25 protein-coding genes and 1 pseudogene are annotated in these 21,184 nt (G+C 67.4%); 11 read left to right on the forward strand and 15 right to left on the reverse strand.

Features of this window, described 5'->3' with window-relative positions:
* Nucleotides 1–1,005: Rv1157c family protein (locus AC5Y4H_RS18400; RefSeq protein ID WP_499983818.1), on the forward strand; the 1,005-nt coding region annotated here is incomplete at its 5' end.
* Between the two features lie 86 nt (nt 1,006–1,091).
* Here the strand turns inward: AC5Y4H_RS18400 and AC5Y4H_RS18405 are convergent.
* A complete protein-coding gene (locus tag AC5Y4H_RS18405) occupies nt 1,092–1,238 on the reverse strand; it encodes a DUF1059 domain-containing protein (RefSeq protein ID WP_066951537.1) in 147 nt (48 codons plus the stop codon).
* 28 nt (nt 1,239–1,266) lie between these two features.
* Nucleotides 1,267–1,839 (reverse strand): HhH-GPD-type base excision DNA repair protein, encoded by a 573-nt coding sequence (locus AC5Y4H_RS18410; RefSeq protein ID WP_499983995.1) that lies wholly within the window; start codon nt 1,837–1,839, stop codon nt 1,267–1,269.
* Nucleotides 1,840–1,929: 90 nt separating this feature from the next.
* Here AC5Y4H_RS18410 and AC5Y4H_RS18415 point away from each other — a divergent pair, with 90 nt between their 5' ends.
* Nucleotides 1,930–2,463 carry a nuclear transport factor 2 family protein gene (locus AC5Y4H_RS18415; protein WP_499983819.1) on the forward strand — a complete coding sequence of 178 codons (534 nt, stop codon included), beginning with the start codon at nt 1,930–1,932 and terminating at the stop codon, nt 2,461–2,463.
* Nucleotides 2,464–2,696: 233 nt separating this feature from the next.
* Here the strand turns inward: AC5Y4H_RS18415 and AC5Y4H_RS18420 are convergent, their stop codons facing one another.
* Together AC5Y4H_RS18420 and AC5Y4H_RS18425 are read right to left on the reverse strand one after the other, a co-directional pair.
* On the reverse strand, nt 2,697–2,921 hold the full coding sequence (locus tag AC5Y4H_RS18420) for a DUF5302 domain-containing protein (protein ID WP_499983821.1): 225 nt from the start codon (nt 2,919–2,921) through the stop codon (nt 2,697–2,699).
* Between the two features lie 50 nt (nt 2,922–2,971).
* Nucleotides 2,972–3,415, reverse strand: a complete 444-nt coding sequence (locus AC5Y4H_RS18425) for a PPOX class F420-dependent oxidoreductase (protein WP_499983822.1) — start codon at nt 3,413–3,415, stop codon at nt 2,972–2,974.
* Nucleotides 3,416–3,490: 75 nt separating this feature from the next.
* On the opposite strand from AC5Y4H_RS18425, the gene AC5Y4H_RS18430 reads away from it, so the two are divergent.
* The gene (locus AC5Y4H_RS18430) at nt 3,491–4,012 is read left to right on the forward strand and encodes a DUF1697 domain-containing protein (RefSeq protein ID WP_499983824.1); all 522 of its coding nucleotides are present in this window, start codon (nt 3,491–3,493) and stop codon (nt 4,010–4,012) included.
* Between the two features lie 58 nt (nt 4,013–4,070).
* Here AC5Y4H_RS18430 and AC5Y4H_RS18435 read toward each other — a convergent pair whose 3' ends face one another.
* Nucleotides 4,071–4,436: an Rv1152 family transcriptional regulator gene (locus AC5Y4H_RS18435; RefSeq protein WP_499983827.1), complete on the reverse strand. Its 366-nt coding sequence runs from the start codon at nt 4,434–4,436 to the stop codon at nt 4,071–4,073.
* Nucleotides 4,437–4,473: 37 nt separating this feature from the next.
* Here AC5Y4H_RS18435 and AC5Y4H_RS18440 point away from each other — a divergent pair, with 37 nt between their 5' ends.
* Entirely contained in the window at nt 4,474–5,187 is a 714-nt protein-coding gene (locus tag AC5Y4H_RS18440; RefSeq protein ID WP_499983829.1) for an NAD-dependent deacylase, read from the forward strand.
* A gap of 12 nt (nt 5,188–5,199) precedes the next feature.
* Here AC5Y4H_RS18440 and AC5Y4H_RS18445 read toward each other — a convergent pair whose 3' ends face one another.
* Nucleotides 5,200–5,829, reverse strand: a complete 630-nt coding sequence (locus AC5Y4H_RS18445; RefSeq protein WP_499983830.1) for a class I SAM-dependent methyltransferase — start codon at nt 5,827–5,829, stop codon at nt 5,200–5,202.
* Between the two features lie 55 nt (nt 5,830–5,884).
* Nucleotides 5,885–8,206, reverse strand: a complete 2,322-nt coding sequence (locus AC5Y4H_RS18450; RefSeq protein ID WP_499983832.1) for an MMPL family transporter — start codon at nt 8,204–8,206, stop codon at nt 5,885–5,887.
* Nucleotides 8,207–8,516: 310 nt separating this feature from the next.
* Between AC5Y4H_RS18450 and AC5Y4H_RS18455 the strand changes: the two genes are divergently transcribed.
* Nucleotides 8,517–8,639 carry a hypothetical protein gene (locus tag AC5Y4H_RS18455; RefSeq protein WP_156655929.1) on the forward strand — a complete coding sequence of 41 codons (123 nt, stop codon included), beginning with the start codon at nt 8,517–8,519 and terminating at the stop codon, nt 8,637–8,639.
* Between the two features lie 136 nt (nt 8,640–8,775).
* Here AC5Y4H_RS18455 and AC5Y4H_RS18460 read toward each other — a convergent pair whose 3' ends face one another.
* Both AC5Y4H_RS18460 and AC5Y4H_RS18465 read right to left on the reverse strand, forming a co-directional pair.
* Nucleotides 8,776–9,528, reverse strand: coding sequence for a 3-hydroxyacyl-CoA dehydrogenase (locus tag AC5Y4H_RS18460; RefSeq protein ID WP_499983834.1), 753 nt, complete (start codon nt 9,526–9,528; stop codon nt 8,776–8,778).
* A 48-nt stretch (nt 9,529–9,576) separates the two neighbouring features.
* Complete coding sequence (locus tag AC5Y4H_RS18465) at nt 9,577–10,671, reverse strand: CaiB/BaiF CoA transferase family protein (protein ID WP_499983835.1); 1,095 nt, start codon at nt 10,669–10,671, stop codon at nt 9,577–9,579.
* Nucleotides 10,672–10,790: 119 nt separating this feature from the next.
* Between AC5Y4H_RS18465 and AC5Y4H_RS18470 the strand changes: the two genes are divergently transcribed.
* Entirely contained in the window at nt 10,791–11,603 is an 813-nt protein-coding gene (locus AC5Y4H_RS18470) for an enoyl-CoA hydratase (protein WP_499983836.1), read from the forward strand.
* Between the two features lie 95 nt (nt 11,604–11,698).
* Entirely contained in the window at nt 11,699–13,081 is a 1,383-nt protein-coding gene (locus AC5Y4H_RS18475; protein WP_499983837.1) for a DUF2867 domain-containing protein, read from the forward strand.
* Here the strand turns inward: AC5Y4H_RS18475 and AC5Y4H_RS18480 are convergent.
* Nucleotides 13,044–13,766 carry a CPBP family intramembrane glutamic endopeptidase gene (locus AC5Y4H_RS18480; RefSeq protein ID WP_499983839.1) on the reverse strand — a complete coding sequence of 241 codons (723 nt, stop codon included), beginning with the start codon at nt 13,764–13,766 and terminating at the stop codon, nt 13,044–13,046. The genes AC5Y4H_RS18475 and AC5Y4H_RS18480 overlap by 38 nt on opposite strands.
* Complete coding sequence (locus AC5Y4H_RS18485) at nt 13,763–14,911, reverse strand: NAD(P)H-binding protein (RefSeq protein ID WP_499983841.1); 1,149 nt, start codon at nt 14,909–14,911, stop codon at nt 13,763–13,765. The genes AC5Y4H_RS18480 and AC5Y4H_RS18485 overlap by 4 nt, the downstream gene beginning before the upstream one ends.
* 71 nt (nt 14,912–14,982) lie before the next feature.
* Here AC5Y4H_RS18485 and AC5Y4H_RS18490 point away from each other — a divergent pair, with 71 nt between their 5' ends.
* Genes AC5Y4H_RS18490 through AC5Y4H_RS18500 form a run of 3 tightly spaced genes read left to right on the forward strand, consistent with a single transcriptional unit; the run spans nt 14,983 to nt 16,681 of the window.
* Nucleotides 14,983–15,147 (forward strand): hypothetical protein, encoded by a 165-nt coding sequence (locus tag AC5Y4H_RS18490; RefSeq protein WP_499983842.1) that lies wholly within the window; start codon nt 14,983–14,985, stop codon nt 15,145–15,147.
* 20 nt (nt 15,148–15,167) lie between these two features.
* Nucleotides 15,168–15,668, forward strand: coding sequence for an isoprenylcysteine carboxyl methyltransferase family protein (locus AC5Y4H_RS18495; protein WP_499983844.1), 501 nt, complete (start codon nt 15,168–15,170; stop codon nt 15,666–15,668).
* Nucleotides 15,665–16,681: an NAD(P)/FAD-dependent oxidoreductase gene (locus AC5Y4H_RS18500; protein ID WP_499983845.1), complete on the forward strand. Its 1,017-nt coding sequence runs from the start codon at nt 15,665–15,667 to the stop codon at nt 16,679–16,681. Before AC5Y4H_RS18495 ends, AC5Y4H_RS18500 begins: the two co-directional genes overlap by 4 nt.
* On the opposite strand, the gene AC5Y4H_RS18505 is transcribed toward AC5Y4H_RS18500, so the two are convergent.
* Nucleotides 16,678–17,481: a crotonase/enoyl-CoA hydratase family protein gene (locus tag AC5Y4H_RS18505; RefSeq protein WP_499983847.1), complete on the reverse strand. Its 804-nt coding sequence runs from the start codon at nt 17,479–17,481 to the stop codon at nt 16,678–16,680. The genes AC5Y4H_RS18500 and AC5Y4H_RS18505 overlap by 4 nt on opposite strands.
* Nucleotides 17,478–18,626: a thiolase family protein gene (locus tag AC5Y4H_RS18510; protein WP_499983850.1), complete on the reverse strand. Its 1,149-nt coding sequence runs from the start codon at nt 18,624–18,626 to the stop codon at nt 17,478–17,480. Before AC5Y4H_RS18510 ends, AC5Y4H_RS18505 begins: the two co-directional genes overlap by 4 nt.
* 178 nt (nt 18,627–18,804) lie before the next feature.
* On the opposite strand from AC5Y4H_RS18510, the pseudogene AC5Y4H_RS18515 reads away from it, so the two are divergent.
* Nucleotides 18,805–18,959: pseudogene (locus tag AC5Y4H_RS18515) on the forward strand (wax ester/triacylglycerol synthase family O-acyltransferase); the annotation flags it as partial.
* 122 nt (nt 18,960–19,081) lie between these two features.
* Here the strand turns inward: AC5Y4H_RS18515 and AC5Y4H_RS18520 are convergent.
* Both AC5Y4H_RS18520 and AC5Y4H_RS18525 read right to left on the reverse strand, forming a co-directional pair.
* Entirely contained in the window at nt 19,082–19,321 is a 240-nt protein-coding gene (locus AC5Y4H_RS18520; RefSeq protein ID WP_499983851.1) for a hypothetical protein, read from the reverse strand.
* Between the two features lie 286 nt (nt 19,322–19,607).
* On the reverse strand, nt 19,608–21,092 hold the full coding sequence (locus tag AC5Y4H_RS18525) for an aldehyde dehydrogenase family protein (protein ID WP_499983853.1): 1,485 nt from the start codon (nt 21,090–21,092) through the stop codon (nt 19,608–19,610).
* Nucleotides 21,093–21,184: the final 92 nt, after the last annotated feature.

Consider the following 21,184-nt stretch of genomic DNA (forward strand, 5'->3'; position numbering starts at 1 on the left):
AATGCGGCCCAAGGGCTGCCGGGTCTGCCTGCCTTATCGCAGCTGGGCCCTCTCATCCAGCAGGCGGCCACCGACCCGCAGCAAGCGACGCAGCTGCTGATGGCCGCGGCGCAGGCTTTTGCCCACAACCCAAGCACGCCTAATGAGTCCAAAAACGTTGCGGCGGCGGTCAATCAATTCGTCGCCGAGCCTGTCGCACCGGCCCAGCACGTGCCCGCGACAGGGGTAGAACCCGGTTTGCAGGCCCACCTGCCGGCCGGCATCGACCCGGCACATGCGGCCGGCCCCGCACCCGATGCTCCGGCACCCGCTGCCGCTCCAGCACCCGATGCTCCGGCACCCGCTGCCGCTCCGGCGCCCGAGGCACACCTGCCGGCCGGCATCGACCCGGCCCACGCGGCCGGCCCCGCACCCGCTGCGGCGCCTGGCGCACCCGGTCCCGCCGAATGGTCGAACGTGCCCGCCGCCGCGCCGGTCCCCGCACCACCCGCACCCGCCGCGGCGCCGCCGGCGGCCAATCCCGCACCGCAAGCCGCACCGGCACCGGCTCCCGCGCCGGCACCCGCTCCCGCGGCGGCTCCCGGGTTCGGCGCCGACACGCCGCCCACGCAGGACTTCATGTACCCATCGATCGGCACCAACTGCCTGGCGGACGGCACCAATGCGATCGCCACCGCGCTGTCGGTCGCGGGGCCGGCGAAGATTCCGCTCCCCGGCCCGGGGCCCGGGCAGACCGCCTACGTGTTCACCGCGGTCGGCACACCCGGACCCGCCGAGGTGCAGAAGCTGCCGCTGAACGTCACCTGGGTGAACCTGACCACCGGCAAGTCCGGGACCGTCGCACTGAAGCCGCGCCCGGACATCAACCCGGAGGGGCCGACGACACTGAGCGCGATCGCCGACACCGGCTCGGGCAGCGTGATGTCGACGATCTTCGGGCAGGTCACCACCAAGGAAAAGCAATGCCAGTTCCTGCCCACCATCGGCTCGACGGTGGTGCCGTAGCGGACCGGCACCGCCATCGTCTCGTCACCCTGAATGCGCGTGTCCCCGAGCGGGGGCACGCGCATTCGCTTCGCGCGGGTGCTGCGCTAGTAAGCCATGAACAGGATGGCGTCGCGGTCGTACTCGAGGCCAGGATGGTCGCTGGCGAGGTGAGCTTGGGTCAACTCGACCAGTTCGTCCTCATCCTTGCCGACGATGGCTTCGCCGCAGGGACACGTTATGTGTGTCTTCACGTTGTCGCCCTTCCCTTCTATGGACCTTCTACTTCGCCGCTTTGGCTGCCGCTTTCATCTGCTTCTTGTAGGCACGCACTTTCCCCATCGATTGGGCGTCGACGATGTCGGCGACGGATATGTGCGCACCGGCCCGGCCGAACTCCCCCGCGGCCGCGCGCCAGCCTTTCGGCGTCACGCCATACTGCTTGCCCAGCAGCGCCAAGAAAATCCGCGCTTTCACTTCCCCGAATCCAGGCAATCCCTTGATCCGCCTCAGCAGCTCATTTCCGTCGGGGTCGCCGGCAGTCCACAATCCCGCCGCGTCGCCGTCGTAGCGGTCCACGATGATCTGTGCCAGCGCTTGGATGCGCTTGGCCATCGCCCCCGGAAAGCGGTGTATCGCAGGCGTTTGCGTGCACAAAGCGGCGAACTTGTCCGGATCGCACTCCGCAATGTCGGCGGCATCGAAGCTGCGCATCCGGTCCGCGATCTTCTTCGGTCCGGCGAACGCCGTCTCGAAGGGGACCTGCTGGTCCAGAACCATCCCGATGAGCAACGCCAACGGACTCTGGTCCAGCAGCTTGTCGGCCTCAGGATCTTGAGCGAGGCAAAGTTTCACCGTCAACGATCTTCCTTCCGCTGAACCTCGGCGGGACCGGGGACCCATTGCCGCAAGACTACTCACCAGCGATGACCGCGTTATCGTGGCGTGGTGGTGGACGAGGGCAGGCTGGCACTGATGCTGGCTCGAGACGAATTGCATCAGCTCGTCAATGCCTATTGCCGGGCCGTCGACCGCGCCGACTACGACACGCTGCGCAGCCTGTACCACCCCGAGGCGACCGATTCGCACGGCTCGTTTTCGACCGGGGACGTCGAACAATTCATCGCCCAACTAGTGGGCGCGGAACCGTATGTGCGTGTGTCTCAACACAACATCACCACAACGAACTTCGCCGTCGTCGGCGACACTGCCCGGGGTGAGATCTACTGCCTGGTGTTCCACACCTTCGCCGGCCCCGACCGCGACATCGATGTCATCATCGGCGGGCGATACCTGGACAGCTACGCCAAACACGACGGCCGCTGGAAATTCAGCCAACGCACCATCATCGCGGACTGGGCATACCAAAACGACCCGTCCCGGGTGAGCTTCGAACATCCGAGCACCCGGGGAAGCCTGCGCGGCAAGCCCGGCCAAGCCGACCCGTCGATCGGCGTATTCGGAGCGCCGCAAGACTGAGGCCGTCATCAGCGGTCCCCCTGGGCTCGACGGTGGCCCGGTTGGCGCGGATCGGCATCAATTCGTAGCGTGCCCGGTTCAGTGATCCATTGTGAAATTCTCGGCCCGGACGGGCCGGCGTCGATCGAGTTCTATCGCGAACCAACTCTTGGTCGCGTTGCGTAATCCCGTTGGCGCTCAACACGATCCACCCCAACCCACTCGACACCACCTGGCCATACGGCCGGCGATCGTCAGCCGCTCTTGCGGCGGAATTCCCGGCGGTTCCCCACCGCGCCGTGGGCCCGCGATTGCTTGGCGGCGCCGTCCGTGTGGTCGGACCCGCTTGCAGATTTCGCCTTCTTGCGGTCCAGGGCTTCGCGGAATTTGCGCTTGGTGTCGTCGTCCGACCCGGACGATCCCGCGACGCCCGAAGACTCCGCCGACTTCGCACCCTGCCGGGCATTCGATTCAGCCATAGTGGGCAGCCTAGCCCGCCTTTGCCGGATCCGGTCGGTAGGCGCCGCGGCTACCGCTTCCCCGGCGGCATGCCGTACAGGTGCGAGATCGGCAGCGTCAGCAGGACCCGCCGATCGGTGACCATGGCCTGCCGGTATTCGTCCCAGTCCGGGTGTTCACCGGCGATGTTGCGATACAACGCAATCAGCGCCTCCACGGTGTCGTCGTCGGGCGCGGCCGCCGGGGGCGTCAGCTCGGCGGTGCCCTCGGCGACGGCGTACGACCAACCGTCGTCGGCGTCGACCAGGATCGACGCCCGCGGGTCCCGACGAAGGTTGCGGGTCTTCGCGCGCGGCTCGGTGATCGACACCTGGATCACCACGCTGCGCGGGTCGAAGTGATAACTCACGTTCGAGAGCTGCGGACGCCCGTCACGCTTGATGGTGGCCAGCACCCCGAGGGAGTGTCCGCTGATCAAGGCCAGCAATTTGTCGTCGAAGACTCGGCGTCCCATGACGAAAGCCTACGTCGCGCATGGCCGGCGTGGCCCGGCATATTCGTTGCGTGACCGAGCTGGTGAAATCGGGGCATGACCAAGTACGCGGCCTTCCTGCGGGGCGTCAACGTCGGGGGCGTCAATCTCAAAATGGCCGAGGTGGCGGCCGCACTCACCGAGGCGGGGTTCACCGAGGTCCGCACCGTCCTGGCGACCGGCAACGTCCTGCTGGAGTCGACCGGCGGCGTGGCGTCGGTGCGCAAAAAGGCCGAAGCCGCGTTGCGGGACCGGTTCGGCTACGACGCGTGGGTGCTGGCCTACGACATCGACACGGTGCGCAGCGTGGTCGATGCCTACCCGTTCGAGCGTGAGCTCGACGGCTATCAGTCCTACATCACGTTCGTGGCCGACCCGGCCGTGCTGGACGAGCTCGCCGCGCTGGGCCAGGACGCGGGCCCCGACGAGAAGATCCGCCGCGGTGACGGCGTGGTCTACTGGCAGGTGCCCAAGGGTGGCACGCTGGACAGCAGCATCGGCAAGACAATGGGTAAGCCGCGGTACAAGTCGTCGACCACGACGCGCAACCTGCGCACGCTAGACAAATTGTTGCGCTGAGCCGCAGCCACCAGAAGGTCTGTGCGCCAAGGATTTTCCGGCGCCCGTCGCGCACCCGTCACTCGTCGGGCACCGCTTCGATGTAGCGCACCGCGTCGCCCTTGTCCAACCCGAGTCCGCGCGCAACCCGCACGTACTCGCGGGCCGCGGCCGCCATCGCGGCGTCGGTCGGGTCGTAGCGGGCGATGAAAGTGCCGAAACGCCCGCGGGTTTCGATGATGGCGGAGGTCTCCAGCTCGCGGTAGGCGCGCGCCACGGTGTTGACGGCGACGCCCAGCTGGCCGGCCAGATCCCGAACGGTAGGCAGGCGGGTGCCGGGCGGCAACGCGCCCTCCCGGACCCCGTCGATGACCTGCGTCCTGAGCTGGTCGAACAACGGCTTTCCCGCCTTCATGTCGACCTTCAACCAGTCACCCAGCTCCACTCGTCCAGTATCCCTCACTCCCGGCTATCTTGGTGGAATGCGCGTAGCGGTGCTCAGCGGCGCGGGGATCTCCGCGGAAAGCGGTGTGCCGACCTTCCGCGATGACAAGAACGGGCTGTGGGCCCGCTTCGACCCCTACGAGCTGTCCAGCACCCAGGGCTGGCGCGACAACCCGCAGCGGGTTTGGGGCTGGTATCTGTGGCGGCACTATCTGGTCGCCGACGTCCAACCTAATGCGGGCCACCGCGCCATCGCCGCCTGGCAGGACGACGCGGAGGTCAGCGTCATCACCCAGAACGTCGACGACCTGCACGAGCGTGCGGGCAGCCACTCGGTCCACCATCTGCACGGCAGCCTGTTCGAATTCCGTTGTGCGCGTTGCGGTACGCGCTACTCCGGCGCACTGCCCGCGATGCCCGAACCGGCTCTGGAGATCGATCCCCCGGTGTGTCACTGCGGCGGCCTCATTCGTCCCGACATCGTGTGGTTCGGTGAACAGCTACCCGACGAGCCGTGGCAGCGCGCCGTCGAGGCGACCGAGGCCGCCGACGTGATGGTGGTCGTGGGAACCTCGGCGATCGTCTATCCCGCGGCCGGGCTGGCCGAGCTGGCGCTGTCGCGCGGCACCGCCGTCATCGAGGTCAACCCAGAGGTGACGCCGTTGTCGGGCAGCGTGACGATCAGCATGCGTGAGACGGCCAGCCAGGCCTTGCCCGGTCTGCTGCAGCGGCTACCGGCCCTGCTGAACTGACGGGACGCTCGCTCAGGGCCGGCGCGCGCGGCCGAGCAGTAGCTCGGAAACCGGCATCGGCGCCCAGGACGGCAACGTGAATTCCCGCCGCGACGTGTCGACTTCGAAGCCCGCCGCCACAATCGAGCGCTCGGTATCCCGATGTGTGTGGCAGTTGCCGAAGAGCCGCGGCCACAACGTCGCATCGACAAAGCGCTGCAAGCGCCCCCGCGCCCCGGCACTGGCGATGTGCTCGAGATAGCGCAGCTCCCCGCCCGGCCGCAGCAACGAGTACAGGCGCCCCAACACATCGCCCGGGTTGTTCACCGAACACAACACGAGCGAGCACACCACCGCGTCGAACGGCTCTGCGCCGCTGAACGTTTCGACTGTCTCGCCGGTCACCACGACGCGGGTGGGCACCGCGTCGGCGGCGGCACGGGCCCGGGCCGCCAGCCGCGGCTCGGGCTCCATCGCGATCACCTCGTCGACGGAATCCGGGTAGTGGGCAAAGTTCGTGCCGACTCCCGCGCCGACCTCCAGCACACGGCCGCGCAGGCCGGCCAGATTCTCCCGGCGCATGGCCCGGATCGCCTCGACTTCATGGGCGGCGACGACTGGCCAGATCCGCGCGAACAACGGGTGGTCAACGGTCGTTGTCATACAAACCTCCCGACGCGGATGGGCCCCACTTTACGGTCCCCGACTGACGGCGGTGTCAACTGATATTGGCCACCGGCTCGGGAAGCTCGACGAGTCCTCCACTCGGTTCGAGATTCTCGACGGTATCGTCGGCCGCTTTCTCGCTGATGCCGAAGCGATCGTGCAGCCACGCCAGGGGTTTGGGCGCCCACCAGTTCCATCGGCCCATCACATGCATGAAGGCCGGGACCACCACCATCCGCACCAGCGTGGCGTCGGCGAACACGGCAAGCGTCAGGCCGAGGCCGAACATCCTCATGAACGAGACGTGTGCCGCGATCAGCGCGGCGAACGACATCGACATCACCAACGCGGCCGCGGTGATCACCCGGCCGGTGCGGGCGACGCCGAGCGCCACGCTCTCGTCGTTGGCGGCGTGGGCCTGCTTCGGTGTCGGCTTCGCCGGCCGCGCGGCGCCGGACGCCAGCCAGTACTCGCGGATCCGGGAGAGCAGGAACACCTCATAGTCCATGGACAACCCGAAGGCGATGCAGAACAGGAGCACCGGCATGTTCGCCACCAGCGTTCCGCTCGGCGTCGTTCCGAGCGCGCCGAGATGGCCGTCCTGGAAGATCCACACCAACGCGCCGAACGCCGCCGTCAACGACAGGACGTTGCAGGCCAGCGCCTTGGCCGGCAGCAGCACGCTGCCCGTGAGCAGAAACAGCAAGACGAAGGTGATCGCTGCCATCAAGCCGAGGACCAGCGGAAGCCGGTCCGTGACGGCATCGACGCTGTCGCGGTTGACCTGCGCCAGCCCGCCCATCTCGACGGATCGGCCCGCGGGCCCGGGTACCTCGTGCAACCGCTCGAGCTGGATGCCGTTCGCCTTGGAGAACAGGGGCGCCGTGCTGCTGACGGTCAGAAACGCGCTGCCGTCGGCCAGCCCGGTGGCCCCGGCCGGCGGACCCACGCGATTGCCGGCCGTGAAAGTGCCGCCGGGGCCGGACACCGCCGAGACGTCGGCAACCCGCGACAGGCCGGCGGCATAGCTGTCGAAGTCCGAGGGGCTCAGGCCCGAGGCGTCGGGGATGACGACGGGCACCGACGTCGCCGAGTCATGCGCGAAATCGTTGCGCAGCAGGTCGCCGACCTGATGCGACGACGCCGACCGCGGCAGCACCCGGTCGTCGGGGAAGCCCCACGTCACGCGGAGGAAGGGGTACCCGAGCAGCAACAGCAAGGCGACGACGGTCAGGCCGATCGGCGCCCAGCGGCGCATCACCAGCCTGGTGGACCGATACCAGAACCATTGCTCGACCGGTTCATGCACCGGTTCGGGGCGCCGCAATATCCGCCGCGCCAGGCGGCGCACGTCCAGGGCATCCAGCCGCGGGCCGAGCAGGACGATCGCTGCCGGGGTGATCACGATCGAGGCGGCCGCGACGAAGGCCACGGTCGCCACGCCGGCGTAGGCGAACGACTTGAGGAAGTACATGGGGAACGCGACCGTCGCCGACATCGACAACGCCACCGTGACCGCGGAGAACAGCACGGTGCGACCGGAGGTGGCCATGGTCCGGATAAGCGCTTCGTCGCGGTCGTGGCCCTCGGCCAACTCGTCGCGATAGCGGCTGACGATCAGCAGCGTGTAGTCGATGGCCAGGGCCAGACCCAGCGCGGTGCTCAGGTTGAGGGCGAAGATCGATACCTCAGTGGTGTAGGTGATCAGGCGCAACACCGACATCGAACCGACGACGGCAAGCGCGCCCAGCGCCATCGGCAACGCCGCGGCCAGCAGCCCGCCGAACACCCAGATGAGCACCAGGAAGCTCAGCGGCAGCGCGATCATCTCCATCGTCAGCAGGTCGGTCTGGTTCTGCGTGTTGATCTGCGCGTATTGCATCGCCGCACCGCCGGCCCGCACGGTGACGCCGTCACGGTCATGGACGAACTGGTCCGCCAGCGACTGGGCATTGCTCTGGGCGTAGTCCTCGCCGCCTTTGAGGTTGACGACGATGAGTCCGGACTTGCCGTCGCGGCTCACGAGGTCCGCTGCAGCTTGTGGGGGCGCCGTCCACGGCGAGGAGACGTTGTAGACGAGTGGGGACATTCGCAGCCCATCCACCAGGTCGGTGCCCACCGTGCGCGCCGGCTCACTGCCGGTGCCGCCCGGTGCGGTAACCAGGATCAGCACCTGCTGGCCGCTCTGGCCGAATTTGTTGCTTAAAACGCTCGTGGCGCGGCCCGACTCGGAGTTCGGGTCTTGAAACCCGCCCGGCGACAGGCTCTTGGCGACGGGGACTCCGAAGACGGCGGCGGCGATGATAACCAGGACACCGATGGCGATGATGCGGCGGGGCGCCCTGATCGCGACTCGGGCGGTCTTCTGCAGCATTTCCAGCCCTTCCGCCGCCGGTGCCCCGTTGCGCTGGCCGCTGGGTTGTCCGCGACAACGTAACAAACGCTAATTTGCACACGTCGAACAGTGCGCTTCCGTTAACACGCAGCGTCCGCCCGAATCGTTCAACGCCGCTTGTCAAACCGGTTGGACAGTAAGAGTCCGGCCAGAAAAATGTGTCACAAGTAAGCAGCTCAGGGCCTAAATTGCGCGGTGGACGACGGTCAACCTACTGGCCGGTAAATTGCCAACATTTTCCGAATCGTGACTCAAAGATTCCTTAATGGTGGCCCATACGCTCAATGTCATGTGGATCGACGACACAAGTGCCGACGTCATCAAAGTTGACTTCGATGCCCTCTACCACGGCGACGTGCTGGTGGAAGGTGAGACCTCGGAGCAGTTCGACGAACTGCAAGCGGCAAGCTGAGGCAAGCCATGAGCATGCTCGCACGGCTGTTGATGGCCGAACCGAACGTCAGTCGATGGTTCCGTAAGTAACCCTTGATCCTGGTTAGCACGAAAGCCCCCCGCGACGCGGGGGGCTTTCGTTTTGTCTGTGCGGCTCAGCGAGGGGCCATGCGAATGGCGCCATCCAGGCGGATGACCTCACCGTTGAGCATCGGGTTCTCGACGATGTGCACGGCCAGGGCGCCGTACTCGTCGGGATCACCCAGCCGGGCCGGGTGCGGCACCTGCTTGCCCAGCGACGCCTGAGCCTCCTCGGGCAGCGACCCCAGCAGCGGGGTCTTGAAAAGGCCCGGCGCGATGGTCACCACGCGGATGAGCTCGCGCGACAGGTCGCGCGCGATCGGCAGGGTCATGCCCACGACGCCGCCCTTGGACGCCGAGTAGGCGGCCTGACCGATCTGGCCCTCGAACGCCGCGACGGAGGCGGTGTTGATGATGACGCCCCGCTCCTCACCGAGCGGTTCGGTCTTGGCGATGCGCTCGGCGGCCAGCCGCAGCACGTTGAACGTGCCGATCAGGTTGACCCCGATCACCTTTTTGAACCCGTCCAGCGGGAAGGGACCGTCCTTGGACAGGGTCTTGATGGCGTTGCCAATGCCGGCGCAGTTGACGTTGATCCGCAGCGTGCCCATCGATTCGGCGACGTCTAGGGCCTTACCGACAGCGGCCTCGTCGGTGACGTCGGCCTCGACGAAACGAGCGCGATCGCCCAGCTCACGCACCGCTTCTTCGCCGCGCAGGTCGATCACCACCACCTGGGCACCGCAGTCGAGCAGTCGCTTGGTGGTGGCCAGGCCCAGGCCCGACGCTCCCCCGGTGACGACGGCAACAGCGTCTTTGATCTCCATCCGAGTCCTTCCTGATTCTCTGGATTCCAGCCAACTGGTTGGTTGGGACTATACCCAGTCCTCGAGTACCGTTTCGGCGTCGGCCACCGGAGCGGCGGGACGCGGTGTCTCCGGCGCGGTGCGGGAGAACCGCGGCGCCGGCAGCGGCTGCAGACCGCCGTCGACCTCGTAGAAGGTGTTGCGCTCGGTGATGTGCGGCTCGGTCTGCACCTCGCCGAACGCCAGGATTGGCGTCACGCAGGCGTCGGAGTCGGCGAAGACCTTGGCCCAGTGGTCGCGATCCTGACTGCCGAACTTCTCGGTCAGCACCGCCCGCAGTTCGGGCCAGCGGCTGACGTCGTTCTGGCCGGGCAAGTCGGCGCCGTCCAGGCCGAGTCCGGCCAGCATGGCGGCGTAGAACTGCGGCTCGATGGCACCGACCGCGACGTAGCGCCCGTCGGCGCATTCGTAGGTGTCGTAATAGGGGGCGCCGCCGTCGAGCAGGTTGGTGCCGCGGGCGTCGGTCCACATGCCGGAGGCGCGCATCTGCCACATCATCTGGACCAGCACACTGGAGCCGTCCACCATCGCGGCGTCGACGACCTGCCCCTTGCCGGAAGTCTGCCGCTCCCACAGGGCGGACAGAATGCCGAGCAGCAAGAACATCGAGCCGCCGCCGAAGTCACCGACCAGGTTCAGCGGCGGGACCGGCCGCTCGTTCGCCCTGCCGATGGAGTGCAGGATGCCGTTCAGCGAGATGTAGTTGATGTCGTGGCCCGCCTGCTGACTGCGCGGTCCGGTCTGGCCCCAGCCGGTCATCCGGGCGTAGACCAGCCGGTCGTTGACCTTGGCGCAGTCCTCGGGGCCCAGGCCGAGCCGCTCGGTCACGCCCGGCCGGTAGCCCTCGATCAGCACGTCGGCCTTGGCGATCAGCTTGAGGACGAGGCCGCGTCCTTCGTCGGACTTCAGGTCCGCGGTCACCACCCGCCGGTTGCGCATCATGGCGTCCTTGGCTGTGCCTCCGCCGCCACCCGCGGCCAAAGAAGACGGGCGATCGATGCGCACGACATCGGCGCCAAGATCCCCCAAGATCATCGCGGCGTGCGGCCCGGGGCCGATGCCCGCCAACTCGACAACACGCAGTCCGTTCAACGGTCCAGCCACGATCCACCGACCTTTCGTCCGCTCTGACGCCGCGACCGATCACAACCAAACAACCGGTCGTTCGACATCTTCGCAGCCGTGCCGACAGGCCGCACACCCCGGTCACTTATGGTGAGCCCATGACTTCATCGGCGATCGCCACCCTGACACCCGTCGCAGGCCTGGACGTCACACTGGCCGACGGCGTGCTGTCGGTGACCATCAACCGACCCGACAGCCTGAACTCGCTGACCGTTCCGGTGATCACCGGAATCGCGGACGCGATGGAGTACGCGGCCGTCGACCCCGAAGTCAAGGTGGTGCGGCTCGGCGGCGCCGGGCGCGGCTTCAGCTCCGGTGCGGGCATCAGCGCCGACGACGTCTCCGACGGCGGCGGCGTCCCGCCGGACGAGATCATCCTCGAGATCAACCGGCTGGTGCGCGGGATCGTCGCGCTGCCGCACCCGGTGGTCGCCGTGGTCCAGGGACCCGCGGCCGGCGTCGGCGTCTCGATCGCGCTCGCGTGTGACGTCGTATTGGCTTCGGAGAGCGCATTTTTCATGCTTGCCTTCACCAAGATCGGGTTGATGCCCGACGGTGGCGCGTCGGCGTTGGTGGCGGCCGCGATCGGCCGGATCAGGGCCATGCAGATGGCGCTGCTCCCGGAGCGGCTGACCGCCGCCGAGGCCTTGTCGTGGGGCCTGGTCACCGCGGTCTATCCGCCCGGCGACTTCGATGCCGAGGTGGACAAGGTGATCGCCCGGTTGTTGGGCGGCCCGGCGGTGGCCTTCGCCAAAACCAAGCTGGCGATCAACGCCGCCACCCTGACCCAGTTGGACCCCGCCCTACAGTGCGAGTTCGACGGACAGTCGGTGCTGCTGAAATCCCCCGACTTCGTCGAGGGAGCAACGGCCTTCCAGCAACGGCGCACCGCCATCTTCACCGACCGCTGAAAAGTGTTGCGGTGATCGGCCGAAACGCTTAAGCGGCCTTCGAAGAGGTAATCCTCCCCGTCAGACCCCGATGACTCACGAAGGGCGGAGGATCGATGCCCGATCAAGTGCGATGCCTGGTGACCGGAGCGACCGGCTACATCGGCGGGCGCCTGGTGCCCCGGCTGCTGGACGAGGGCCATCACGTTCGGGCGTTGGCGCGCAACCCCGACAAACTCGCGCAGGTGCCATGGCGGCAACAGGCCGACGTGGCGCGCGGCGACCTCGGTGATGTCGATTCGCTGAGCGCCGCGTTCGACGGCATCGACGTGGTGTACTACCTCGTCCACTCGATGGGCACATCGAAGGACTTCACCGCCGAGGAAACCCGCGCCGTCCGCAACGTCGTGACGGCCGCAGGGCGCGCCGGGGTGCGGCGGATCGTGTATCTGAGCGGGCTGCATCCCGAAAACACCGATCTCTCACCGCATCTCGCTTCGCGCACGGCCGTCGGCGACGCGCTGATCGACTCCGCCATCGAGACGGTGGTCTTGCAGGCCGGGGTGGTGGTCGGCTCGGGGTCGGCGTCGTTCGAAATGATCCGGCACCTCACCGACCGGTTGCCGGTGATGACCACCCCGAAATGGGTGCACAACAAGATCCAGCCGATCGCCGTGCACGACGTGCTCTACTACTTGGTCGCGGCGGCGACGGCCCCAGTCCCGTCGTCGCGCACCTGGGATATCGGCGGACCCGACGTGCTGGAATACGGCGACATGATGCGGATCTACGCCGACGTGGCGGGCTTGGGCAAGCGCTACCTCATCGTGCTGCCGTTCTTGACCCCGACGATCGCCAGCCTCTGGGTGGGAACGGTGACCCCCATCCCGCCCGGCCTGGCGCGGCCGCTGATCGAATCGCTGGAATGCGATGCGGTGATGCGCAATTCCGAGATCGACGGCATCATCAAGCCACCGCCCGGCGGCCTGACCGGCTACCGGCGGTCCGTCGAACTCGCGCTTGCGCGCGCCGCTCGAGGCGTTCCCGAACCCACGTGGGCGTCGTTGCGGACCGAGCCGGCCGAGGCGCTGCCCACGGACCCGCCCTGGGCCGGCGAGATCACCTACACCGATGTCCGCACCGCCGCAATTACCGCCGCGCCCGCGAGCGTTTGGAAGGCGGCCGAGGACGAGGTGAACTCGCGGGCAACCGACTGGAAGGTCGAGGAGCGCACCGAGGGAGCGCTGCTACGGCTGCGCTCCACAAAGCGGGCGCCGGGACGCGAGTGGCTCGAGATTGCGGTCACCGGCCAAGACGGCGGCGGCGCCCGCTATACCCAGCGGTCCACCTTTTTGCCCAGGGGCATACCGGGACGGGTGTACTGGTTGCTCGTCCGGCCTGCCCACTCCGCCACAATGCGCGCGCTGCACCACGCCGTCGTCGCGTCCGCGGACGGCGAGGTCAGACGCCGAACATCGGGGGCAACGCAAGAACCATGATCAGTCCCCACACCAAGTGGGTGAGCATCGGCGCCAGCACGCCGCCGGTGGCCCGGCGCTCGAACGCGCACACCGTCCCCAGGATGATCGCCGCGAAGCCGAGCATCGGGTTGCCGCTGGCCAAGGTCGCACACGTATAGAGGACGGTCGAAATGACGACCGGGTGATAGCGGCCCAGGGCGGTATAGAGCGCGCCGCGAAAGAACACTTCTTCGGCGACGCCGTTGATGAGCGTGATCGCCACGATCACCGGATACCACCCGTGGTGGGCGTAGAGGAGCACCCGGGTTATCAACTCGGCCACCGGCGTGATCTGCCGGGCGATCAGCCCGCCGATCACGAAAACCCCACCGAGCAGGAGGCCGATCGTCGTCCCGGTGATGACCGGCCGTTGGTTACGGCCCCGCCAACAGATGCCACCCAGGTGCAGCGGGCCGGAGATCAACGCTCCTGCGGTCCACACCGCCGCGAGTACCAGGGTCAGCCAGTAGAAGCTTGCATCCCCGGGATGGCGCCGCAACGAAAACCCGAGCACCCCGGCGCCGATGACCACCGTGATGGCCACCAGTACCCGCCGGCGCCGCACCACGCTGGGCGACTCATGATGGGGCACAGCAACATTGGTGATCGCACGGCGCAACTCGCTGAACGCTCCGGTGCGGTACGAACTCGTCGACTGGGTCATGCGGGGCGCACCTTCGGGGTCAGGGCGATCAGGATGTCGAGGCCCGTGCGCACGGCTCCGGCCACCGGGCCCGGAACCTTGTTCACCAGCCCCAGGGTTGGCCGCACGACCGGTGGGGTGACCCGCCGGGCCAGCCGGCGGATGCGCAGCGCGTCACCGCCGGCCCAGGTCGGATCGGTGTTGGCCAGGTGGTGTGGATCGGCCAGCGCGTTGACGGGACGCGGCCGGTGTGTGGACTGGCCGGCCAGGGCCAGGGCAATGGACTCGTCGATGCCGAGCAGGCCGCCGGGCGGGTCGGGAACGCGATCGCGCAGCCCGCTGGCGGCAGCCACCATCGGGTGGTCCAGCGATTCGACCAGGTCGCCCGCCAGCCCCGGCGGCACCGGCAGAGCGACGCCCGTGATCAGCGATGCCAGCGTGGTGTCGATCCTGCCGACGGGCAGTCCGGTGTGCCAGCGGCCGGAGACGCGCGCATACGCCTTGAGCAGCCCCCGGTAGGACGTGGTGTCCGGGCCGGCTATGTCGTACGCCCCGGCGGGCACCACCTCGCGATCGGCCGCGGCGACGAGATAGTGCAACACGTCGCGGATGGAGATCGGGTCGATCGGGTTGTCCATCCAGCTTGGGATCGGGATCAGCGGAAAACGGTCGCCGACGTAACGCATCATCTCGAAGGACGTCGAGCCGGCGCCGATGATGATCGCCGCGCCAAGCCACACCAGCTCCGGGCCGCCCGGGATGGTGAGCGCTTCGGCCACCTCGGCCCGGCTGGCCAGGTGCTCGGACAGGTCCTCGTCCGCCGGCACGAAGCCGCCAAGGTAGACGATGCGTTGCACCCCGGCCTCGCGAGCGGCCGCCGCGAAGTTCGCCGCCGCACTCTTGTCGGCGTCGCGAAATCCGGGCTGCCCGATCGCGTGCACCAGGTAATACGCCACGTCCACTGGCCCGCAATCGGCGAACGCGGAGGCCAGCGTCTCGGGGTCGGCGGCGTCCAATGCCACCGGTGTGACATCGGTGAACCAGCCGAAACGCTTGAGGCGCGCCGGGTTTCGCGTCGCCGCCGCTACCTGGTGCTGATCGTCCAGCAGCGCGGTGACCAGGCGTGATCCCACATAACCGGTGGCACCGGTGACCAGAGCCCGCATAACCCGACCCTAGCGGCCCGGCAGCGTGGCGGGCATGTGAACCGGCGGCGCGGCGTCGCCGTCAGCCCGACATGGAGGCAAGCAGTGATTTCGCCGCCTCGACGGGCGTTGCGCTGAGAAATCCGTCCGGTTCCGGGCTTGCGATGAAGTGTCCACCCAACCGCTATACCCAAACTGAAGCGCTTACCGTCGTCGCCGATCCGCCGACGAGCGAGCTGGTGCTGCCGGGCACGTAGGGCTGGTAAAGACTGTAGCCATGTATTACCTGCTGGTGCTGGCGGTCGGACTCGAACGCGTCGCGGAGCTGGTGGTCTCGACCCGCAATGCGCGCTGGTCGTTCACCCAGGGTGCCAAGGAGTTTGGCCGAGCCCACTACCCGGTCATGGTGATCATTCACACCGGGCTGCTGGTCGGTTGCCTCGTCGAGCCGTGGGCGCTGCACCGACCGTTCATCGGATGGCTGGGCTGGCCGATGCTGGTGGTTGTGCTGGCCAGCCAGGCATTGCGCTGGTGGTGCATCACGACGCTGGGCCGCCGGTGGAACACCCGGGTGATCGTTCTGCCGCGGGCACCACTGGTGCGTCAGGGCCCCTACCGGTGGCTGCACCATCCGAACTACGTTGCAGTGGTGGCTGAGGGGTTCGCGTTGCCGTTGGTGCATACGGCCTGGCTGACCGCCGCCGTCTTCACGCTGGCCAACGCCGCGCTGCTCAGGGTGCGACTGCAGGTGGAGAACTCCGCGTTGGGCTACACGTGACCGACTACGACGCGGACCTGCTGATCGCCGGCGGCGGCCCGGGCGGCCTGGCCACGGCGTTACAGGCTCGCCGGCACGGACTCTCGGTGATCGTGGCCGAGCCGCGGGACAGCCCGATCGACAAGGCGTGTGGCGAGGGGTTGATGCCTGGCGGGCTGGCCGAACTGACCTCGCTCGGTGTGGATCCCATCGGCATGCCGTTTCACGGGATCGCCTACGTGAGCGAAGGACGGCGGGCCCAGGCGCGCTTTCGGGGCGGGCCGGGCCGCGGCGTGCGGCGCACCACATTGCACGCCGCGCTGGCCGCGCGCGCGAAAGAGCAAGACACCGATTGGATCCGCACGCGGGTGACGAGTGTGGCGCAAGACGCCCATGGGATCTCGGCCGCCGGTGTGCGGACGAAATGGTTGGTGGGGGCCGACGGCCTGCATTCGCAGGTCCGGCGCGCCGCTGGGATCAGGGCGACGGCGGGGACGCCGCGGCGCTACGGGGTGCGGTGGCACTACCGGGTGCCGGCATGGTCGGACTTCGTCGAGGTGTATTGGTCGCGCTGGGGTGAGGCGTACGTGACGCCGGTGGAACCCGATCTGGTCGGTGTGGCGATCCTGTCGCGTGGCCGGCCCGACCTGGCTTGGTTCCCGCGGCTGGCCGCCCGCCTGCGCGGTGCCGGCTCGGGACACCCCCGCGGCTGCGGCCCGTTGCGCCAGGTGGTCTCCCGCCGGGTCGCGGGGCGGGTACTGCTGGTCGGGGATGCGGCCGGCTACGAGGACGCGCTCACCGGCGAGGGCATCAGCCTGGCGTTCAAGCAGGCCGCGGCGGCCGTAGACGCCATCGTCAACGAGACGCCGGCGTCCTACGAGCGGGCATGGCACCGGATCACCCGCGATTACCGGCTGCTCACCCGCGCGCTGGTGCTGGGCAGTTCGCCGCGGCCCGTGCGGCGCGCCGTCGTGCCGGCGTGCACGCTGCTACCCACGGTGTTCGGCCGCGGCGTCAACATCCTGGCGGGCTAACGCGCCTTCCAGACCGGCTCCCGCTTCTCGGCGAACGCCAGCGGTCCTTCTTTGGCGTCCTCGGACCTGAGCAGAGCCTTCATCTCGCGCATGGTGCGCTCCCACCCCGGTTCGTCTCCCACCACGACGCCGTCATCGACGCCGTAGGCGACCCGCTTGCTGGCCTGCACCGACAGCGGCGCGTTGACGGTGATCCGCGCCGCCAGGGCCAGCGCGGCTTCGAGCACCGAGCCTTGCGCGACGACCTCGTTGATCAGGCCCCATTCGCAGGCGGCGGCCGCGCTGAGCGGTTCGCCGGTCAACAGCAGCCGCATCGCCACCTTGCGCGGCAGCTGCTCGGCGATGCGAAATACGCCACCGGCGGCGGCGATCAATCCCCGCTTGACCTCCGGGAGCCCGAACTGCGCCCGTTCGTCGGCCACCACCAGGTCGCTGGCCAGCGCCAGCTCGGTGCCACCGCCGAAGGCGGTCCCGTTCACCGCGGCGATCGTGGGCTTGTCGATGAAGTGGTGGACGTATCCGGCGAAACCCCACTCGGGATGGTCGGGGTGATAGAGGTTCTCCCGCCGGGCGATCGCCTTGAGGTCGGCCCCCGCGCAGAACGACTTGTCGCCCGCGCCCGTGACCACTACCGCCCGCACCTGCGGGTCGTGCTGCGCGTCTTCGAGCGCATCCCCGAGTCCGATGCTGACGGCGGCGTTCACCGCGTTTCGCGCTTCCGGGCGGTTGATGGTTATCACCATCACGTTGCCCCGGCGCTCGGCCAGGGCCCCCTTCTCAAGGGCATCAGCCTCCGTCACAACAGTTCCACGATGGTGGCGTTGGCCTGGCCGCCGCCCTCGCACATGGTCTGCAGACCGTACTGAATTCCCTTGTCCCGCATGTGGTACAGCAGGGTGGTCATGATCCGGGCACCGGATCCGCCGAGCGGGTGACCCAGCGCGATGGCGCCGCCGTTGGGGTTGAGCTTCTTCTCGTCGGCGCCGATGTCCTTGAGCCAGGCCAGCGGAACCGGCGCGAACGCCTCGTTGACCTCGTAGGCGCCGATGTCGCCGATGGACAGCCCAGAGCGCTTGAGCACCTTCTGGGTTGCCGGGATGGGCGCCGTCAGCATGATCACCGGGTCGGCGCCGGCCAGGGCGGCGGTGTGCACCTTGGCGATCGGCTTGAGTCCAAGCTCCTTGGCCTTCTCGGCGGACATGAACAGGATCGCCGCCGAACCGTCGGAGATCTGCGACGAGTTGCCGGCGTGAATCACTCCGTCTTCCTTGAACGCCGGCTTCAGCGAGGCCATCTTCTCCATCGGCGTACCGCGGCGGATGCCTTCGTCCTTGAGCACCACATTGCCGTCCTGATCCTTGATACCCACGATCTGGTCATCGAAGGCACCGGCATCCTGTGCAGCAGCGGCCTTTTCGTGAGAATCAAGAGAGAACTGGTCGAGCGCGGTGCGATCGAACCCCCACTGCTCGGCGATCATCTCCGCGCCAATGCCCTGGTTGGGGATCTGGCCTTCGTAACGGTCCAGGAAGGCCTGGGGATACGGGCGCCCACCGTTGGCCAGCGATGCCCCCATCGGGGTCCGCGACATCGACTCGACACCACCGGCGACGACGACGTCGTAGTGCCCGGCGATCACGCCGGCGGCCGCGAAGTGGATGGACTGCTGGCTCGACCCGCACTGGCGGTCCACCGTCACGCCCGGGACGGTCTCGGGCCAACCCGCGGTAAGCAGTGCGGTGCGGCCGATGTCGAGGGCCTGCTCACCGGCCTGCATGACGCAACCCCAGATGACGTCATCGACCAGGCCCGGGTCGACACCGGCCTTGTCGACCAGGCCGTTGAGCACCTGTGCGGACAGATCCGCCGCGTGTACCCCGGACAATCCGCCGTTGCGCTTGCCGATCGGTGAACGCACTGCCTCGACGATGACGGCTTCAGCCATGGTCTTGTCTCCTTTGACATGTGGACTTCGAACGGGTGGAGTCTTGCGTCGATTGTCAACCAAGGGGTTGGGCGGGGGCCGCCCGGGGTGGTTCAGGTACGGAAGCCGGCGCTCAGCGCTGTCCCTCACGAACCAGAATTAGTTCCGATCGCTCGCGGCACAGGGCGATAATGGTCGAGTGAAGCGGCTCAACGGTATGGATGCGTGCTGTTGTACAGCGAGACGCCGAACCTGCATACGCACACCTTGAAGGTGGCAATCGTCGACGCCGCAGACTACGACGGCGAGCTTAGCTTTGACACATTTCGGCACACGCTTCGCCAGCGACTGCATCGCCCATGAGTCGCTGCAGACGGTCGAGTGTCAAGCTGTTTAGACGAGGACCGATAGCGCCGCCGTACCGAGAGCTGCTGGCGCACAACGCAAGTCGATATCGTAGGATTGCCAACCCGCTGCTAACCCATTGCCAGGATCGCACCGACGCCAATCACCGCCACCAGGACCACCAAAATCACCGCGATCACCGCGCGCACGATCTCTTCTTCCGTAAGTCGCCAGCGCGGGTTCATTTCGACGGGAGCGGTGTCGCCTCGACCGGCAAGTGCGTTCATTGTTGCGACCGCCAAAAGGACATCGTCATGCCCGTCGTCCGAGTCTTTCTCGACTGGCTCGTGCGCGGCGATTGCGGTCGTCATATCAGCCCTCCAGGCTCCTCCAGGCTTACGGACGCCGATAGGCGTCATGGGAAGATCGAAAGCTACGGCCTTCTTGTATCCAAAGATACGAGTGCGAGATCGCGATTGCGGTAACAATCCTTAACGGTCGTAGCACAACGCCGTGTGAGCCCGTCAAGCTGCCGTCGTGAAGCTCTACGAACCAGTATTGGCGACCATGCGTCGGATGGCACACGAATCACAATCCGCCCGACGCTAGCGCCGGCCCCTCCATACCGCTCGGGGTCCTCTCGTCGGAGGGTGATTCCTAGCCGGCGGGGTATGCGACCGACTTGATCTCGGTGTACTGATCGAACCCGGCGACACCGTTCTGGCGTCCCACACCGCTTTCCTTATAGCCACCGAACGGTGTGTCGGCGCCGTACGGGGCTCCGCCGTTGATGCCCATGAAGCCGGCCTTGATCCGGCGCGTCACCGACAGCGCCCGCTCGAGAGAACCCGCAAACACGTTGCCGGCCAACCCGTACACGCTGTCGTTGGCGATCCGGATCGCATCTTCCTCGTCATCGAACGGAATGACCGACAGCACCGGCCCGAAGATCTCCTCCTGCGCGATGGTCATCTTGTTGTCGACGTTCGTGAAAAGCGTTGGGCGGACGTAATACCCCTTGTCGAAACCCGTCTCGGCACCGGGCCCGCCGACCAGCGCCGTGGCACCTTCGTCGACACCCTTCTGGATGTAGCCGGTCACCCGCTCGTACTGCCGTTGCGAAATCACCGGCCCGCACAGCGTCCCGGGGTCCTGCGGGTCGCCGCACGTGACGTTCTCGTAGATGTTCTTGAGGATCTCGACGCCCTCGTCATAGCGAGACCGCGGCAGCAGCAGCCTGGTCGGGTTCGCACAACCCTGACCGGCGTGCATGCACGGCGCGATGCCGACCATGCACGCCGTCCCGAAGTCCGCGTCCTCCAGCACGATGGTGGCCGACTTCCCGCCAAGTTCGAGGAACAGCCGCTTCATGGTCGCGGCGCCCTTCTCCATGATCCGCTTGCCGACCACCGTCGAGCCGGTGAACGAGATCAGGTCGACCTTCGGCGACAGCGTGAGCTCCTCGCCCACGAAGTGGTCCGACGCGGTGACGACGTTGACGACGCCGGCGGGGATGTCGGTCTTCTCGGCGATCAGGCGGCCGAGCCGGTTCGCGTTGAACGGGGTGTTGGGAGCCGGCTTGAGCACCACGGTGTTGCCGGTGCCCAGCGCCTGGCCGAGCTTGTTGAGGGTGACCTCGAACGGGAAGTTCCAGGGCACGATCGCGCCGACCACGCCCACCGGTTCCCGCCACACCTTGCGGGTGGTCAGCGTGCCGGTCAGGCTGATCACCTTGTCGCCCAGGTCGGTTTCCCACGCGTACTCGTCGATCAGGCGTGCGGGGTACTTCAGCCCGTCTTCCAGCGGGGCGTCCAGCTGGGGGCCGAACGTGATGGCCCGCGGGGACCCGACCTCGAGGATGAGCTCCTCGCGCAGTTCGTCGATCTCCGACTCGATCGCCTCGTGCAGCTGCAGCAGGCAGCGCTTGCGCAGCTCCTTGTTGGTCGACCAGTCGGTCTCGTCGAAGGCGCGCCGGGCGGCGTCGATGGCCCGGTGCATGTCCTCCTTCGACGCGTCCGAAACCTCGCCGAGCGATTCCTCGGTCGCCGGGTTGATGTTGGTGAAGGTGCCGGCCTGGCCCTCGACGAGCTTGCCGTCGATCATCATTTTCGGCTCGAAGCGGACCTTTACAGCCTCAGTCATATCTGTCACTCTCTTCTGACTCGTTAGAGGGGCGTCCCGCAGTGCGCTGGTTACTCTACGGGGAGCCTTGCTGGAAACTAGCCGATTGGCAA

It is taken from the genome of Mycobacterium sp. NGS58, from assembly GCF_059812385.1.

What these genes read in the sequence shown, in the direction of transcription:
- AC5Y4H_RS18420 (WP_499983821.1), bottom strand. Translation starts at nt 2,921, where the DNA reads ATGGCTGAATCGAATGCCCGGCAGGGTGCGAAGTCGGCGGAGTCTTCG.
- AC5Y4H_RS18425 (WP_499983822.1), bottom strand. Translation starts at nt 3,415, where the DNA reads ATGGGACGCCGAGTCTTCGACGACAAATTGCTGGCCTTGATCAGCGGA.
- AC5Y4H_RS18430 (WP_499983824.1), top strand. Translation starts at nt 3,491, where the DNA reads ATGACCAAGTACGCGGCCTTCCTGCGGGGCGTCAACGTCGGGGGCGTC.
- AC5Y4H_RS18440 (WP_499983829.1), top strand. Translation starts at nt 4,474, where the DNA reads ATGCGCGTAGCGGTGCTCAGCGGCGCGGGGATCTCCGCGGAAAGCGGT.
- AC5Y4H_RS18445 (WP_499983830.1), bottom strand. Translation starts at nt 5,829, where the DNA reads ATGACAACGACCGTTGACCACCCGTTGTTCGCGCGGATCTGGCCAGTC.
- AC5Y4H_RS18450 (WP_499983832.1), bottom strand. Translation starts at nt 8,206, where the DNA reads ATGCTGCAGAAGACCGCCCGAGTCGCGATCAGGGCGCCCCGCCGCATC.
- AC5Y4H_RS18455 (WP_156655929.1), top strand. Translation starts at nt 8,517, where the DNA reads ATGTGGATCGACGACACAAGTGCCGACGTCATCAAAGTTGACTTCGAT.
- AC5Y4H_RS18460 (WP_499983834.1), bottom strand. Translation starts at nt 9,528, where the DNA reads ATGGAGATCAAAGACGCTGTTGCCGTCGTCACCGGGGGAGCGTCGGGC.
- AC5Y4H_RS18470 (WP_499983836.1), top strand. Translation starts at nt 10,791, where the DNA reads ATGACTTCATCGGCGATCGCCACCCTGACACCCGTCGCAGGCCTGGAC.
- AC5Y4H_RS18475 (WP_499983837.1), top strand. Translation starts at nt 11,699, where the DNA reads ATGCCCGATCAAGTGCGATGCCTGGTGACCGGAGCGACCGGCTACATC.
- AC5Y4H_RS18480 (WP_499983839.1), bottom strand. Translation starts at nt 13,766, where the DNA reads ATGACCCAGTCGACGAGTTCGTACCGCACCGGAGCGTTCAGCGAGTTG.
- AC5Y4H_RS18485 (WP_499983841.1), bottom strand. Translation starts at nt 14,911, where the DNA reads ATGCGGGCTCTGGTCACCGGTGCCACCGGTTATGTGGGATCACGCCTG.
- AC5Y4H_RS18490 (WP_499983842.1), top strand. Translation starts at nt 14,983, where the DNA reads ATGGAGGCAAGCAGTGATTTCGCCGCCTCGACGGGCGTTGCGCTGAGA.
- AC5Y4H_RS18495 (WP_499983844.1), top strand. Translation starts at nt 15,168, where the DNA reads ATGTATTACCTGCTGGTGCTGGCGGTCGGACTCGAACGCGTCGCGGAG.
- AC5Y4H_RS18510 (WP_499983850.1), bottom strand. Translation starts at nt 18,626, where the DNA reads ATGGCTGAAGCCGTCATCGTCGAGGCAGTGCGTTCACCGATCGGCAAG.
- AC5Y4H_RS18520 (WP_499983851.1), bottom strand. Translation starts at nt 19,321, where the DNA reads ATGACGACCGCAATCGCCGCGCACGAGCCAGTCGAGAAAGACTCGGAC.
- AC5Y4H_RS18525 (WP_499983853.1), bottom strand. Translation starts at nt 21,092, where the DNA reads ATGACTGAGGCTGTAAAGGTCCGCTTCGAGCCGAAAATGATGATCGAC.